The 15,874-nt window shown below is 61.5% G+C and carries 7 protein-coding genes; 1 reads left to right on the forward strand and 6 read right to left on the reverse strand.

Annotated features, from left to right (window positions below; genetic code table 11):
• Positions 1-312: 312 nt before the first annotated feature.
• Together JTP94_RS07245 and JTP94_RS07250 are read right to left on the reverse strand one after the other, a co-directional pair.
• Positions 313-8,208, reverse strand: a complete 7,896-nt coding sequence (locus JTP94_RS07245; RefSeq protein WP_204849861.1) for a hypothetical protein — start codon at positions 8,206-8,208, stop codon at positions 313-315.
• Positions 8,209-8,483: 275 nt separating this feature from the next.
• Positions 8,484-9,074 (reverse strand): TetR/AcrR family transcriptional regulator, encoded by a 591-nt coding sequence (locus tag JTP94_RS07250; RefSeq protein ID WP_204849862.1) that lies wholly within the window; start codon positions 9,072-9,074, stop codon positions 8,484-8,486.
• Between the two features lie 321 nt (positions 9,075-9,395).
• On the opposite strand from JTP94_RS07250, the gene JTP94_RS07255 reads away from it, so the two are divergent.
• Entirely contained in the window at positions 9,396-10,193 is a 798-nt protein-coding gene (locus JTP94_RS07255) for a DUF3313 domain-containing protein (RefSeq protein WP_246754715.1), read from the forward strand.
• A gap of 58 nt (positions 10,194-10,251) precedes the next feature.
• On the opposite strand, the gene edd is transcribed toward JTP94_RS07255, so the two are convergent.
• The 4 genes from edd to JTP94_RS07275 form a co-directional block, all read right to left on the reverse strand.
• Positions 10,252-12,072, reverse strand: a complete 1,821-nt coding sequence (gene edd, locus JTP94_RS07260; RefSeq protein WP_204849864.1) for a phosphogluconate dehydratase — start codon at positions 12,070-12,072, stop codon at positions 10,252-10,254.
• Between the two features lie 179 nt (positions 12,073-12,251).
• The gene (gene pgl / locus JTP94_RS07265; RefSeq protein WP_204849865.1) at positions 12,252-12,950 is read right to left on the reverse strand and encodes a 6-phosphogluconolactonase; all 699 of its coding nucleotides are present in this window, start codon (positions 12,948-12,950) and stop codon (positions 12,252-12,254) included.
• A gap of 15 nt (positions 12,951-12,965) precedes the next feature.
• Positions 12,966-14,441, reverse strand: coding sequence for a glucose-6-phosphate dehydrogenase (gene zwf, locus JTP94_RS07270; RefSeq protein WP_204849866.1), 1,476 nt, complete (start codon positions 14,439-14,441; stop codon positions 12,966-12,968).
• 132 nt (positions 14,442-14,573) lie between these two features.
• Positions 14,574-15,872, reverse strand: a complete 1,299-nt coding sequence (locus JTP94_RS07275) for an FAD-binding oxidoreductase (RefSeq protein WP_204849867.1) — start codon at positions 15,870-15,872, stop codon at positions 14,574-14,576.
• Positions 15,873-15,874: the final 2 nt, after the last annotated feature.

The raw sequence follows: 15,874 nt of genomic DNA on the forward strand, positions 1-15,874 counted from the left end.
ACATCCCACGAATTGGCGGCAGGCATTGCAACCATCTATGAAATGGTTGTCAGTGGTTAACTGTGCTAGCTTGCCTTGAACATGTCACGCCCATGCCTCCTAAAATCGGTGGGGGCCTTGTCAGCCATCAACAGATTTATGCGGTCTCGAACCATGCCGGGAAACCTCCTGCAATCCTGGCGGTGGCTGCCCTAGCGGTGGCTGCAAGTCCTCAGTCACACGTTCTCGCCCGGGCCGGGGTCAAGCCGGCCCCTCGCGCGAGTTTTGAAGTACGGCTTCCCCGAGATCGTGATCTGGTCAAAAAAACGCGGATCAGGCACTCACATAGTTCGAAATGACGGCCGCGATCTGATCTGGAGTGAGATACCCCATCTGGGATTTCATCAGAGTGCTCAATTGCGCGCTCGACAGGCTCGCTATGTCTTCCGTGGATAGTCCCGCCACGCCGTTCGAGCTGAACGACGCGATATCGCTGGTTGAGAACGCCGCCAGCTCTTGCGTCGTCAATGCCGCAACTTGCGCTGACGTCAGCCCGCTGACCTGACTTGAGGTCAAAGCTTCGGCTTGTGTCGTCGTCAGGGAGGCGATGGCCCTGGTGGTCAATCCCGCGATCGCCTTCGAATTTATGGCGACGATATCATCCGTGGTGAACACGGCGATGTCGTCGGTGTCCAGTGCAGCGAGCTGCAATGCATTCAGTGCATTGATCTGTGATGTCGACATCGCTGCGATTTGATCGGTGCCCATCGCCGCTATCTGATTGTAACCCAGCGAGGCAAGCTGGCTGGTTGACAGGGCTGCGATCTGGTCGCTGGTCAGGGCTGCGACAAAGGCCGTGGACAGACCCTGTATCGAGTCCGAGCTGATCACCGCGAGTTCGGTGGTGGAGAAGGTTCCCAGATCTTCCGTCGTCAAGCCTGCTACACCTGCGGAACTCAAGGCTGCGATCTGGGCGGCCGACAGCGCCTCAACCTGTTCGATGCTCAAAGCCCCGACCTGCGCACTGCTCAGGCCGGCGATGCTGGCTGTGCCCAGCGCGGCGATTTGGGCCGTGGAAAGCGATGCGACAAAGTCCGTGGACAATCCCTGGATGGAGCCGGAGCTGATCGCGGCAATATCGCTGGAGGAGAACTTTGCCAGGTCGCTGGTGCTCAGCCCTGCAATGCCTGTCGAGCTCAAGGCGGCAATTTGGGCCGTGGAGAGCGCTTCGATCTGCTCGACACTTAGGGCGGCAACCTGTGCACTGCTCAGACCTGATATGCCCGCCGTGCTCATCGCCGCGACCTGCGCCGTTGACAGGGCTGCGATATCGTCGGTGCTCAGGACAGCAACCTGCTTGGATCCGAAGGCGCCGATTTGAGCTGTCGTCAAAGCCTCGACCTGGTCGGTGTTCAGAGTGGCGACCTGCGCCGTCGTCAGTCCTGCGATGCCATCCGTGCCGAAAGCAGCGATCTGCGCCGTTGACAGCGCTGCGATAACGGCCGTGGACAGACCGGATATGGCGCTCGCGCTGATCGCTGCGATATCGGCGGTCGAAAAAGTACCGAGAGCGTCGGTTCCGAGGATCGCAATCTGCTTGGAACTGAGGGCTCCCACCTGGTCAGGCGTCAAGGCCTCCGCTTGGTTCATGCTCAGCGCCGCGACCTGGTCGGTGGACAAGCCTGCAATGCCGGCCGTGCCAAGCGCAGCGATTTGCGCGGTCGTCAGCGCCGCAATAACGGCTGTGGACAGGCCCGATACCGCGTTCGAACTGATCGACGCTATGTCGGCGGTCGAGAAAGTGTCGAGATCATCCGTCCCGAGGGCTGCGATCTGCTTGGAACCGAGGGCGCCGACCTGGGTCGGCGTCAGGGCCTCGGCCTGATCCGTACTGAGCGCGGCCATCTGGTCGGTGGTCAGGCCCGCGATGCCGGACGTGCTTAACGCTGCGACCTGCGCAGTCGAGAGAGCCGCGATCCCTTTCGTACCGAGTATCACGGTTTGTTTGGAACCAAGCGCCCCGATCTGCGCCGTCGTCAAAGCTTCGAGCTGGTCGGAGCTCAAGGCGGAAATCTGGGCAGTGGTCAGGCCCGCGATGCCGGCAGTGCTGAGCGCCGCGATCTGGTCTGTCGAGAAGGCAGCTATCGTAGCCGTGGACAATCCCGATATGCCATTCGAACTAATCGCCGCGATATCGGCGGTGGAGAAGGTCTCAAGATCGGCCGTTCCGAAGGCTGCGATCTGTGTCGAGCTCAGCACGGCAACCTGGGGCGTCGTGAGGGCCTCGGCCTGGCCGGAACTCAGAGCCCCGATCTGAGCAGTGGTCAGGCCGGCGATGCCGGCCGTACTGAGGGCAGCGATTTGCGCGGTTGACAGAGCAGCGATACTTGCGGTGCCGAGGGCGGCAATCTGGGTGGAGGCAAGGATAGCAACCTGCGCGGTGGTCAGGGCCGCGAGCTGGCCGGTGCCCAAGGCGGAAATCTGCCCTGTGGTCAGACCTGCGATGCTGGCTATGCCCAGCGCCGCGATCTGGTCCGTCGAGAAGGCGGCAAGCGTGGCCGTGGACAATCCCGATATGGCGCTCGAACTGATTGCTGCCATATCGGCGGTCGAGAAAGTCTCCAGAGCATCCGTTCCCAAGGCAGCGATCTGCTTCGAGCTCAGCGCGCCGACCTGCGTGGCCGTCAGGGCCTGGGCCTGATCGGTGCTCAATATGGCGATCTGCGCGGTGGTCATGCCCGCAATACCGGCCGTGCTCAGTGCCGCGATCTGGTCCGTCGACAGGGCGGCGATGTCGTCGGTGGTGAGAACCGAGACCTGCTTGGAGCTGAGAGCGCCGATCTGGGCTGTCGTCAGGGCCTGGGTCTGACCGGTGCTGAGGACGGGAACCTGCGAGGTGGTCAGACCCGTGGTGCCGGATGTGCTGAGCGCGGCGACTTGTGCAGTGGAAAGGGCAGCGATAACGCCCGTGCTCAAGGCCGCGACCTGTGTCGGGCTCAGAGCCGCAATCTGCTTGGTAGGCAGAGCATCGACTTGACTGGTGGTCAGGACCGCGATCTGCCTGGTCGAAAGGCCGGTGATCCCTGCCGTGCTGAGTGCGGCGATCTGCGCCGTCGACAGCGCGGCAACGGCTGCCGTGGACAAGCCCGATATGGCGCTGGAGCCGATCGCCGCGATGTCCTTGGTCGAGAAAACAGCTATGTCGTCGGCTGTCAGGGCTGCAAGCTGCGTAGAACTGAGGACGGCGACCTGAACCGTCGTCAGCGCCTCGGCCTGGCCGGTATTCAAGGCTGCGACCTGTTTGGTGGTCAGGCCGGCGACGCCGGATGTACTGAGTGCGGCGATCTGCGCCGTCGATAGTGCGGCAACGGCAGCGGTGGACAGGCCGGATATGGCGCTGGAGCTGATCGCGGCGATACCATTGGTCGAGAGAACAGCCATGTCGTCCGACGTCAGCATTGAAAGCTGGGCCGAATTCAGCGCCGCGATCTGTGTCGTGGTGAGAGCGTGAAGCTGGCCAGTGCTCAAAGCGACAATCTGCTTGGTGGTCAGACCGGCAATGCCGGAAGCACTGAGCGCGGCGATCTGCGCCGTTGACAGCGCGGCAACGGCGTCCGTTGACAGGCCGGATATGACACTCGAGCCGATCGCCGCGATGTCCTTGGTCGAGAAGGTCGCGATGTCTTCCGTACTCAGGACTCCAACCTGTTTGGAGTTCAGAGCGCCGACCTGGGCAACCGTCAGGGCCTCGGCCTGGGCGGTGTTCAGTACCGCGATCTGTTTTGTGGAAAGGCCGGCGATGCCGGAAGTGCTTAGAGCCGCGATTTGCGCGGTGGAAAGCGCAGCGATAACGCCTGTGCCCAAAGCCGCGACCTGTGTCGAACTCAACGCTGCAATCTGCTTGGTAAGCAGGGCACCCATCTGACCGCTGTTCAAGGCGAGGATCTGATCGCTCGTCATCCCGGCAACGCCAGCGGTGCTGAGGGCCGCGATCTGGTTTGTCGACAGGGCTGCGACGGCAGCCGTGGACAAGCCCGAAATGGCAAGCGAACCGATCGCCGCGATATCGGCGGTCGAGAAGGTTGCTATATCTGCCGTGCTCAACGCGGCGAGCTGGGTTGAGCTCAGTGTTGCGACCTGGCTCGTCGTCAGCGCTTCGGTCTGTGCCGTGCTGAGGGCCGCAATCTGATCGGTGGTGAGGCCGTCGATGCCGGCGGTGCTGAGTGCAGCTATCTGGCCGGTGGAAAGCGATGCGATAGCCCCCGTGCTCAAGACGGCGACCTGGCTCGAACTCAGCGCCGCAATTCGCGCCGTGGTCAAGGCGGCAATCTGCGCCGTCGTCAGGGCGGCGACCTGATTGGTTGTCAGGCCTGCGATGCCGGTCGTACTCAGAGCCGCGATCTGGCCGGTGGAGAGTGCGGAGATGACGGCCGTGCTCAGGCCGGGGACGGCGGTGTTCGAAATCGCCGCTATGTCGGCAGTCGAGAATGTAGCTATGTCGTCGGCACCCAAAGCAGCAATCTGGGTCGAACTCAGCACCTTCACCTGCGAGGAGGACAGTGCCTCGACCTGCGCCGTGCCAAGGGCGGCGATCTGGCTCGTCGTCAGACCCGTGATGCCGAGTGTGCTCAGGGCGGCAATCTGCTCAGTGGAGAGGGAGGCTATCACATCCTCATCCATGGCGGCGATCTGCGATGAACGCAGAGCCGCAACCTGTTTCGTGACCAGAGCATCGACCTGGCCGGTACTCAATGCTTCGATCTGTGTCGAGTTGAGGCCGGCGACGCCCGCCGTGCTCAAGGCCGCGATCTGCGCGGTCGACAGGGCCGCAATCGCAGCGGTGGACAATCCCGATATCGCACCTGAAGTGATCACCGCGACATCGGCAGTCGACAGAGCGGCGATATCATCCGTCCCAAGGGCGGAGAGCTGAGTGGATTTCAGTGCCGCGAACTGGCTCGTCGTCAATGCCGCCACTTGCGCGGTGCTCAGAGCGTTGACCTGATCTGTGGTCAACCCGGCAACACCGGAGGTGCTTATGGCTGCGAACTGCGTGGTGGAAAGGGAGGCGATGACATCCGTACTAAGCGCCGCGATCTGCGCCGAGCTGAGCGTCGTGACGCGCACGGTCGGCAAGGCGGCGATCTGCGCCGTGCTCAAGGCCGCGATCTGGCTGGTCGTCAACCCGACAATTCCGACCGCGCTCAGAGCAGCGACCTGGCTCGTCGAAAGAGCTGCGATGACGTTCGTACTCAGGCCCGATATGGCCTTGCTTGAGAGCGCCGCGATCTCGTCGGTCGAGAAGGTGGCGATATCATCCGTTCCAAGAGCGGCAAGCTGGGTAGAATTCAGCACGGCAACCTGGCTCGTCGTCAATGCCTGCATCTGCGCCGTACTCAGTGTGTTGATCTGATCGGTCGTCAGACCTGTAACGCCGGATGTGCTCAGTGCTGCAATCTGCGCCGTGGAAAGGGATGTAACCACGCCCGCATTCAAAGCGGCGACCTGTGTCGACGTCAGCACTGCAATTCGAGCTGTGCTCAACGTCGCGATTTGACTGGTGCTCAACGCTGCGATCTGGCTGGTGGTCAGACCGGCGAGCGCGCTTGTGCTCAGGGCGGCAATTTGCGCCGCGGAAAGATCTGCAATGACGCCGGTGCTCAAGCCCGCAGCGGCTTTGCTTGTAATCGCCGCCATATCTGCGGTCGAGAAGGCTGCTATATCATTCGTCCCGAAAGCGGCCATCTGAGTTGAGCTCAGCACCGCGACCTGGGTCGTCGTCAGCGCCTCAACTTGGCTGGAGCTCAAGGTTGCGATCTGGCTGGTCGTCAGGCCGACGATCGCACTTGTGCTCAGCGCCGCAACCTGCTCGGTGGAAAGCGATGCAATGACACCGGTGCTCAAGCCGACTATGGCTTTGCTGGAGATCGTTGCAATATCGGCGGTCGAGAACGTGGCTATGTCATCCGTGCTCAAGGCGGCAAGCTGTGTTGAACTGAGCACCTTGACCTGGGAGGACGAAAGCGCCTCGGCCTGTGCTGTGCTCAACGCCGCGATCTGGCTGGTCGTCAGGTTCGCAACGGCACTGGTGCTGAGGGCCGCGATCTGCGCGGTCGAAAACACCATGATGTCGTTCGTACCCATGACTGCAACCTGCGCCGCTTTCAGGGCGGCGGCCTGGGCGGTCGTCAAGGTGGCAACCTGCGCCGTGCTCAGGGTAGAGATCTGGCTCGTCGTCAAGCTTGCAACGGCACTCGAACTGAGGACAGCGACCTGTGCGGTCGAAAGCGCAGCGATTTGGCTCGTCGTCAGGCCGACAGCCGCGCTCGTGCCCAAGGCGGCAACCTGCTCGGTGGAAAGAGATGCAATAACATCGGTGGCCAAGCCTGCTATGGCTTTGCTGGAAAGCGCCGCGATCTCGGCGGTCGAGAACGTGGCTATGTCGTCCGCACCCATGGCGGAAAGCTGGGTTGAGCTCAGCGCTTTCACTTGAGCGGCGGAAAGCGCCGCGGCCTGCGTCGTGCTCAAGGCGACGATTTGGCCAGTGGTCAGGCCCGCGATGCCGACCGTACTGAGCGCAGTGACTTGTTCGGAGGAGAGGGATGCGATGACATCCGTACCCAAAGCCGCAATCTGCTTGGAACTCAACGCGGCGACCTGGGTCGTCGTCAGGACTGCTGCCTGTGTCGTGCTCAGCGCCGCGATCTGATCGGTGCCCAGACCAGTAATCCCGGTCTTGCTCAAAGCAGCAATCTGGGTCGAAGAGAGGGCCGCTATGACGTCCGTGCTCAGGCCTGATATCGCTCTGCTGGAAATCGCCGTGATATCGGCGGTCGAGAAGGTCGCGATATCGTCCGTTCCCAAGGCAGAAAACTGTGTCGAACTCAGTGCCGCGACCTGCGTCGTCGTCAACGCCTCAGCTTGCACAGTGCTCAAGGCGGCAATCTGGGTCGTCGTCAGGCCGGAAAGACCGGTTATGCTCAGGGCGGCAATCTGTGCGGTCGATAGCGCCTCGATTTCGGTCGTGCTCATAACAGCGACTTGCGTCGCCTTGAGGGCGTTGACCTGCGTCGTCGTCAAGGCAGCGACCTGCGTCGTGCTCAAGGCGGCAATCTGGGTTGTCGTCAGGCCGGCGACTGCGGTCTTGCTCAGGGCGGCTACCTGCGCGGTTGACAGCGCCGCGATGTCGTCTGTGCCCATAACAGCGACTTGCGTCGCCTTGAGAGCGCCGATCTGCGTCGTCGTCAGGGCAGCGACCTGCTTCGTGCTCAACGCTCCTATCTGGGCCGTCGTCAGACCGGAGATCGTGCCGGTACTCAAGGCGGCGATCTGATCGGTCGAGAGGGCTGCGATAACGGCCGTGGACAAGCCTGGCACCGCCGAGACGGTGATTGCCGCCATATCCGCGCTGGAGAATGTAGCGACGTCATCCGTCCCGAGTGACGTAAGCTGGGACGAACTCAGCACCTTGACTTGCGAGGAAGAAAGCGCCTCGGCCTGAGCCGTGCTCAGTGCTGCGATCTGGCTCGTCGTCAGGCCGGCGATCGCACTCGTACTCAGGGAAACAATTTGTGCGGTGGAAAGCACCGCAATATCGTTTGTTCCCATCACCGCGATTTGCGAAGCTTTGAGAGCAGCGATCTGAGTTGTTGTTAAGGCGGCGACTTGAGCCGTGGTCAGCGCTGCGATCTGGCTCGTCGTCAGGCCGGCGATCGCGCTTGTGCTCAGGGCGGCAACCTGCGTGGAGGAGAGCGTTGCAACGGCGCTTGTATTCAGGCCCGATATGGCTTGATTGGTAAGCGCCGCAATATCATCGGTGGAGAAAGTCGACACGTCCGCAGCGCTTAGAGCCGCCAGCTGCTTTGAGCTAAGGGCTTTGACCTGAGACGTGGTCAAGGCTTCCGCCTGATCTGTCGACAGGCCGCTGATCTGCGCCGTGGTGATCGCGGCGATCTGAAGCGTGCTCAGACTTTCGATGTCAGAACTGGTGAGAACAGCGAGCTGATCAAGCGTCAGGCCAACGATGGCGCTTTGTGAAATGGCGTTCAACTGCTGCGAACTGAGGACCTCAACGTCTTCCGTATCCAACGCGGCAATTTGAGCCGAGGAAAGGACGCTAATCTGCTTTGTGGACAGCGATGCGACGTCTTCCGTCGTCCAGGCCTTAACTGCAGCTGTCGAAAGAGACCTGATCTGGGTGGTGCTTAGGGTGGAGACGATCGAAGTCATACGTGCAGCTCTTGTGTTAGCTAATACGGAAACCCATTCACCCGATAACCAGCATCGCGTGAATGTTCGGGGCCTGAAAACTGACAGTCATTAAAATTCACAGCCTGACAGAGTGAGTGTAGTCAGACTAGCTTGCCCGAACCTGAGGTTGGTGTGCCCAGCGGGATTTCGACGGGCGCCGTCAAGCAGCGTCCGTTCCAGCGTCAAGCGATTTTGCAAGCGGTGCGCCCTGCAGATGCGCGCCAATGAGACAAGCGGCTTAGGCGGTCAAAAGATCAGATCTCCGCCCGCCATTTCCTGAGCGCATCCTCGATGTAGTCGATCAGCGGCAGCTTGCCGTCTTCCTGGAGCCATTTGTCGACCGCAAGACGCAGTGGGCTCACCGACATCATTGAAACCAGCCGCAGTCCGTCGCGGTCCTTGGCTGGAAACAGCTCGCATAGGCTCTCGTAGACAACCTGTTCTAGCTGCAGATAGTTGCCCCCAATTTGGGCACGCAACGGCTTGGTTTGCCGCATAAGTCGGGCGGTTGCCAGAAGTTGAGGGGCCTGGAGACGCGCTGCGAGCTTCAGCGTCGCCTGATGGACTACGTCGAACGGTCGTCCGGCCGATGCGCTCTCCAGAACGCATGTTCTGAGAGCCTCTATGTATCCGTGCCGATGTGCCAGCAGAATTTCGTCTTTGCTTTTGAAATAATAGAAGAAAGTCCGGCGGGAAATACCAGCCGCTGCCGCAATGTCATCGAGAGTCGTTTCCTGATAGCCCTTTGAAAGAAAGGATTTCAGTCCCGCATCTGCGATGCGCTGAAACGTCAGCCGTCGCTTCCGCTCGCGCAGGCCTTCCGGTTTTGAGGGGGGATCTTGCATGGCTCAATTCTGCCATAAATCATCGCGGCGCACAAACTGTGGCGCCTTGCTTCGCCATGCGCGCCTCGTTTTTGCCACTGCTATTTCCGGCAGAAATAATTCTGCAGCTTCGTTCGCAATTGCCGCAAAGTAGCCAACATCAATTTTTACACCAAGTGTAATATTTAATGTTGGCACGAGAACCCTGAGAGGGTGCAGGAGAGCGGTACGTCAATGTCAGTCAACCTAGTTCCGGATCATGAAACTACTGCGATATACGATTCATTCGCCGCCGAAGGTGTCAGACCCGGTCGGTTCAATATCGTGACGATAGCTCTTTTGATGAGTTTATTGGCAGGCTGCGCTGCGGCGCCATTGGATCGCGCGGGATCCCTGCGGTCCTATGATGGCCTGACACGGTCGAATGGGCTGGTCGCCCACTCGCTTCTCAAGGTGAGCAAGGACGATGTTCTTGCGGCAAAGACCGTGAAGATCATTCCGACCGCTTTTTCGATGCAGGCGGAAAGCGCCTCTTTTACCCCCGCGCAGCGCAGCCTCGTCACCAATGCCGTCGACAGAGCGCTTTGCTCGGGATTGAGCGAACGCTTCGTCGTCGTCGGTTTGTCAGAACCAGCGGATCTGACTGTTCGTGCGCTTGTCACCCAGGTCAAGGCAACGAACGCCACGGCGGTCGGTGTGTCAAAAGTCGCGTCGGTGGGAACGAGCGTACTGTTGCCGGGCGTACCCGTGCCCATTCCGCGTATCCCGATCGGCATGGGCAGCCTTTCCCTCGAAGCCGAGGCGCTTGATCGTCAGGGCGTGCCGAAGGCGGCGATGATTTGGGGACGGGGTGCGAACGCGTTTCTTGATTCGGGAACCGTCGCCAAGGAAGGAGATGCCTATAGTCTCGCAGCGAAATTCGGCGGCGATTTCAGCAAGCTGTTGGTCAAGGGCCGCACGCCTTTCGGCACGATGCCTTCCATGCTTTCCAAGGCGAAGCTCAATGCATTGGTTGGACGCGCGCCGAAATATGAAGCGTGCAAGGCGTTCGGAAAATCGCCTGGTGTTGCCGGCTTTATCGGACAACGCATGGGGCTGCCGCCCAAATGGACCGATAAAGCCGCCCCCAACCCCTCCTGAGCCGACGTCATTGTGATGCTCGCCGCTGGCGTTTCACGACTCCGAGCCGTGAGACGCTTCAGTGGAACAGGACACTTGCGCCCTGATCGGCCGGGCCTGCGGCTCGGCGGAACGGGGCGAAGAGCTCGCGCCCCATGCCGAATTCGTTCCCGGAGAGGTCTGCGGTGACCGGTTCGCGCTCGGCCATGTCGGCGGCGTCGACCAGCACCTCAAGTGTGCCGGCGATCGCGTCGATGCGGATAATGTCGCCTTCCCTGATGCGGGCGATCGGTCCGCCTTCGACGGCCTCCGGCGTGACGTGGATTGCGGCGGGCACCTTGCCCGATGCGCCGGACATCCGTCCGTCGGTCAGAAGCGCCACGCGGAAGCCGCGGTCCTGCAGCACGCCGAGCGCCGGCGTCAACTTGTGCAGCTCCGGCATGCCGTTGGCCTTCGGCCCCTGGAAACGGACGACGGCGACGAAGTCGCGGTTCAGCTTGCCATCCTTGAATGCCTGCTGCATCTCCAGCTGATCGTGGAAGATCACAGCTGGCGCTTCGATGATGTGGCGTTCCAGCTTGACGGCGGAAATCTTGATGACCGCCTTGCCGATATTGCCGCGCAGCATCTTCAGGCCGCCACTGCCCTGGAAAGGCGTCTCGATGCTAGCGAGCACCTTCGGATCGCCACTCTTTTCGGGTGCTGGTTCGCGGACTACGCCGCCATCGGCGCCGATTTTGACCTCGATCGAATAAGCGCCAAGCCCCTGGCCGGCGACGGTGCGTACGTCGTCGTGCAGCAGCCCCTTCTTGAGCAGTTGTTTGATGAGGAAGCCCATGCCGCCGGCGGCATGGAAGTGGTTCACGTCGGCAAGCCCGTTCGGATAGACGCGAGCAAGCAGCGGGATGATGTCGGAAAGCTCCGAAATATCCTGCCAGGTCAGCACGATGCCGGCGGCGCGCGCCATGGCGACCAGGTGCATCGTGTGGTTCGTCGAGCCGCCGGTGGCGTGCAGGCCGACGACGCCGTTGACGATCGAGCGCTCGTCGATCATCTCGCCGGCCGGCGTGAATTCGTTGCCCATGGCGGTGATAGCGAGTGCGCGCTTGGTGGCCTCTCGGGTCAGGGCTTCGCGGAGCGGCGTGCCAGGATTGACGAAGGACGCGCCGGGCATGTGGAAGCCCATGATTTCCATCAGCATCTGGTTGGAATTGGCCGTGCCGTAGAAGGTGCAGGTGCCGGGGCCGTGGTAGGACTTCGATTCCGCCTCCAGCAGTTCGGCGCGGCCGACCTTGCCTTCGGCGTAGAGCTGCCGCACGCGCGACTTCTCGTCGTTCGGCAGGCCCGATGTCATCGGCCCGGCTGGAATGAAGACGGCCGGCAGATGGCCGAAGGAGAGGGCGGCGATGACCAGGCCCGGCACGATCTTGTCGCAGACGCCGAGGAAAACGGCCGCGTCGAACATGTTGTGTGACAGGCCGACACCGGCCGACATGGCAATCAGGTCGCGCGAGAAGAGCGAGAGCTCCATGCCCGGCTGTCCCTGCGTGACGCCGTCGCACATGGCCGGCACGCCGCCAGCCACCTGGGCGATGCCGCCGGCCGCCGCCGCTGCCTCGCGGATGATCGCGGGATAGGTTTCGAACGGCTGGTGCGCCGAGAGCATGTCGTTATAGGAGGTGATGATCCCGAGATTGGGCACGCGGTCGCCCGCCAATGCATCCTTCTCGGAGGGGGAACAGACTGCGAAGCCATGCGCAAGGTTGGCGCAGCCGAGCACGGAGCGTTGTGCGCCTTTGGTTGCAGCATTGCGCAGGCGGTCCAGATAGCGCTCGCGCGTCGGCTTCGAGCGCTCGACGATACGTGCGGTAATCGCGGAAATGCGGGCGTCAGCGGCCATGGTCGATCTGCCTCCGTCTGTTCTGCGCGGTGCCCCGGAAGATCGGCTTCGATCTGTCTTGGTAGAGGGCGTGGCGCGTGGTTCGAATGTCAATGCGATGCCGATACGCCCTTGCGGGCGCGCGGCACAGCAGCTGTTGCTGGTCTTTCAGGGTTCGATGACGAGGCCTGTCAGCCGCGTCAGGGAGCCCAGTAAATCTCGACTGGAGAGGCAGCCCGGCGCAGCATGGCGCGGATCGGCATCTCGGTTTCTTCGCCCGGCGCTTCCGCCTTGGCGAGAACGTCCTTCTTGCCCTCTCCCTCGATATGGAGCACCAGCAATCGGGCATCCTGAAGGCTGGAGAAGGTGAATGTCAGCCGCGGCTCACCGGCACCTTCCGCTTCCATCGTGATGATGCCGCGCGGGGTGTTCGGGTCAAGCGCAGTCAGGAGATTGCTGCCGCCCGGAAAGAACGAGGCCGTGTGGCCGTCATTGCCCATACCGAGGATGGCGACGTCGAAGGGCTGGCTGACGATCTTGGTCTTTTCCGTGGCGATGGCTGCGGCCTCCTCGACGGAAGCCACGGCCTGGTAGAGCGGGAGGAACTTGGCCGCAGCGGCCTTGTCCCTCAGCAGGTTCTCCTGGACGAGCAGGTGGTTCGAGCGCGGATTGTCGGCCGGCACGAACCGTTCGTCGACCAGGGTGATCGTCACCTTGCCCCAGTCGATCGTGCGCGAGGACAGCACCTGGAAGAAGGCCTTCGGCGTGGAGCCGCCGGAGACCGCTATGCTTGCGGAGCCACGCGCTTCGATGGCGGCCGAGAGGGTCTCGGCCACCTTGTCCGCGAGCTTGCCGGCGAGTTCGGCGCCATTGGCGAAAGCATGCATATTCGCTGTCATCGTTGTCGTCCCGGATTAAATATCGTCATGCCAGGTGCGGCCGTCGCGCTCGATCAGCGCGATGGCCTGGCTCGGACCCCATGTGCCGGCCGTATAGCCCTGCACCTGCTGGCCGGCTTCTTCCCAACCCTTGAGGATTGGGTCGACCCACTTCCACGCCGCTTCCACTTCGTCGCGGCGCATGAACAGCGTCTGGTTCGAGCGGATGACGTCCATCAGCAGGCGTTCGTAGGCGTCCGGATTGCGGACGTTGAAGGCCGAGGCGAAGCTCATGTCGAGCGAAACGTTGCGCAGACGCATGCCGCCCGGGCCAGGGTCCTTGATCATCAGCGACTGCTTGACGCCTTCGTCCGGCTGCAGGCGGATGATCAGCTGGTTGGCGACGGTGCGGCCGGCGGCCTGATCGAAAATATTGTGGGGGATCGGCTTGAAGGTAATGACGATCTCCGACATGCGGCCGGCAAGACGCTTGCCGGTGCGGATGTAGAAGGGAACGCCGGCCCAGCGCCAGTTGCCGATCTCGGCCTTGATGGCGACGAAGGTTTCGGTGTTGGAGACGCCGCCTTCGAGCTCATCGAGGTAGCCCTTGACCGGGCCGCCCGAGGATGCGCCGGCGCGGTACTGGCCGCGAACCGTCGCCTGCTCGACGTTGGAAGCGTTGATCGGCTTCAGCGCGCGCAGCACCTTCAGCTTCTCGTCGCGGACTGCTTCGGAATCCATCGAGGAGGGGATTTCCATCGCGGTCAGGCAGAGGAGCTGCAGGATATGGTTCTGCACCATGTCGCGCAGGGCACCGGCGGTATCGTAGTAGCCGGCACGGCCTTCGAGGCCAACCGATTCCGCCACCGTGATCTGCACGTGGTCGATGTGATTGGCGTTCCAGAGCGGTTCGTAGAGGGCGTTGGCAAAGCGCAGCGCCATCAGGTTCTGCACGGTTTCCTTGCCGAGGTAATGGTCGATGCGGAAGATCTGTTCTTCCTTGAAGACCCTGCCGATCGTGTCGTTGAGCTGTAGGGCCGAAGCGAGGTCGCGGCCGATCGGCTTTTCGACGACGATACGGGTCTGCTTGGTGATCAGCTTGTGGTCGTGGATCTTCTGCGAGATGTCGCCGAAGATGCCCGGAGCGACGGCGAGGTAGAAGGCGCGGACGCGCTCCTTGCCCTCGTCGAGGATTTTCTTGAGCTGGTCCCAGCCGGCATCGCTGCGCGCGTCGACGGGAACATAGAACAGACGGGCGAGGAATTTCTTGACTTGCGCCTCGTCATATTCGCCCTTCTTCAGGTGTTCTTTGAGGGCGGCGTCGGCGAATTTGCGGTATTCCTCGTGCGAAAGCGCGCTACGCGAAGCGCCGATGACGCGGGTCGGTTCGGAGAATTGGCCTTCAATCTGGCGATGATAAAGAGCGGGCAGGAGCTTGCGCTCGGCAAGGTCGCCACTGCCGCCGAAAACGACATAATCAAATGGTTCAACGGGAATGATTTGGCTGCTCATGAGGTATCTCTCAATCGGTCTTGGTTGAGGCCCCTTTTAATCTAATCGATTTAAAAAGGCCAGTGTGCATCGCAAAATTCAGACTCGGCTTTTATAGCGGATTGCCTGCGGAAGAAATCCATCTTCCGATTTTTAGAACCTGTCGCGCAACGCAAACCACGAGAGCGCCAGGAAAAGCAGAGGCGCCCGCATGCGCGCGCCGCCCGGAAAAGGCGGGACATTCAGCTCCTTGAAGAGGTGAAGCTCGTCCGCATTCCCGAGAACTGTTTTCGCATAGAGTTTACCGCAATAGTTTGACAGCATGACCCCGTGCCCGGAATAGCCTCCGATCGAGGTGACGCCTGGCATGACCTCACGCACGAAGGGCTGGCGCGGCATGGTGATGCCGACCGATCCACCCCAGGCATAGTCGATGTTGATATCCGCCAGGGCTGGATAGATCTCGGCGATTTGACGGCGGATGTGCTGCGTTATGTCGCGTGGATTGTCTGATGTATAAGCCTCGCGCCCGCCGAAAAGCAGGCGTCCGTCTTTCGATTTGCGGAAGTAGCGCACCACGAATCGCGAATCCGCTACGGCTTCGTTACCGGGAAGCACGGTCGGAAAGCGATCGAGCGGTTCGGTGGCGCCGATGAAGGAGCGGATCGGCATCACATGGCTCGCGGTCACCGGCTCCAGATTGTCGATATAGCCGTTGCAGGCGATCAGCACCCGTTCGGCGGTGATTTCGCCGCCGTCCGTCTGGATGATTGTCTTGCCGCCAGATTGCCGGAAGGCCTTCGCCCTGGTCATTTCGAAGAGGGAGGCGCCGGCCTCGGCGGCGACCCGCGCCAGGCCGATGAGCAGCTTCAGTGGATGGATATGGCCCGTGCCCATATCCCTGACGCCGTAGAGATAGAATTCGGAGCCCAGCCGTTCCTGGGTCTCGGTCCTATCCATGAATTTGACGTGCGGATAGCCGTAGCGTGTCGCTGCGATCTCCGCATTTTCCATATAGGCGTGCTTGTAGCTCGGCTTGTGTGTGACATTCATCTGGCCCGGCAGGAAATCGATGTCGATGCCGTGCTCGGAGGCGAAATCGAGGAGATGACGCTTCGCATCCTCGGCAAGATCGAAAAGTGCCTTCGAGCGCTCGTAGCCGATCGTCTCCTCAAGCTCTTCAGGCCACGAGCGCTGCCCGGTGCCGAGCTGACCGCCATTGCGGCCTGAAGCGCCGTCGCCGAAGCGGTTGCCGTCGATCAGAACGACTTCGGCACCACCCTTGGCGAGATTGTAGGCCGCCTGGAGGCCAGTATAGCCGCCGCCGATGATGGCGACATCGGCCAGGCGCGAACCATCGAGCTTGGGATAGATTGGGCGTGGGCCGACAGTTGCCTGATAAAAGGAAAGTCCCGGCGCGATCGGGCTCTGCCATGTTTCGTGCAGTGTCATGG

Source organism: Martinezella lusitana (assembly GCF_016901135.1).
GTDB classification, from domain to species: Bacteria; Pseudomonadota; Alphaproteobacteria; order Rhizobiales; family Rhizobiaceae; genus Rhizobium; species Rhizobium lusitanum_D.

Bases quoted from the DNA above. Each gene is read 5' to 3' on its own strand.
- JTP94_RS07245 (WP_204849861.1), bottom strand. From the start codon at position 8,208: ATGACTTCGATCGTCTCCACCCTAAGCACCACCCAGATCAGGTCTCTT.
- JTP94_RS07250 (WP_204849862.1), bottom strand. From the start codon at position 9,074: ATGCAAGATCCCCCCTCAAAACCGGAAGGCCTGCGCGAGCGGAAGCGA.
- JTP94_RS07255 (WP_246754715.1), top strand. From the start codon at position 9,396: ATGAGTTTATTGGCAGGCTGCGCTGCGGCGCCATTGGATCGCGCGGGA.
- edd (WP_204849864.1), bottom strand. From the start codon at position 12,072: ATGGCCGCTGACGCCCGCATTTCCGCGATTACCGCACGTATCGTCGAG.
- pgl (WP_204849865.1), bottom strand. From the start codon at position 12,950: ATGACAGCGAATATGCATGCTTTCGCCAATGGCGCCGAACTCGCCGGC.
- zwf (WP_204849866.1), bottom strand. From the start codon at position 14,441: ATGAGCAGCCAAATCATTCCCGTTGAACCATTTGATTATGTCGTTTTC.
- JTP94_RS07275 (WP_204849867.1), bottom strand. From the start codon at position 15,872: ATGACACTGCACGAAACATGGCAGAGCCCGATCGCGCCGGGACTTTCC.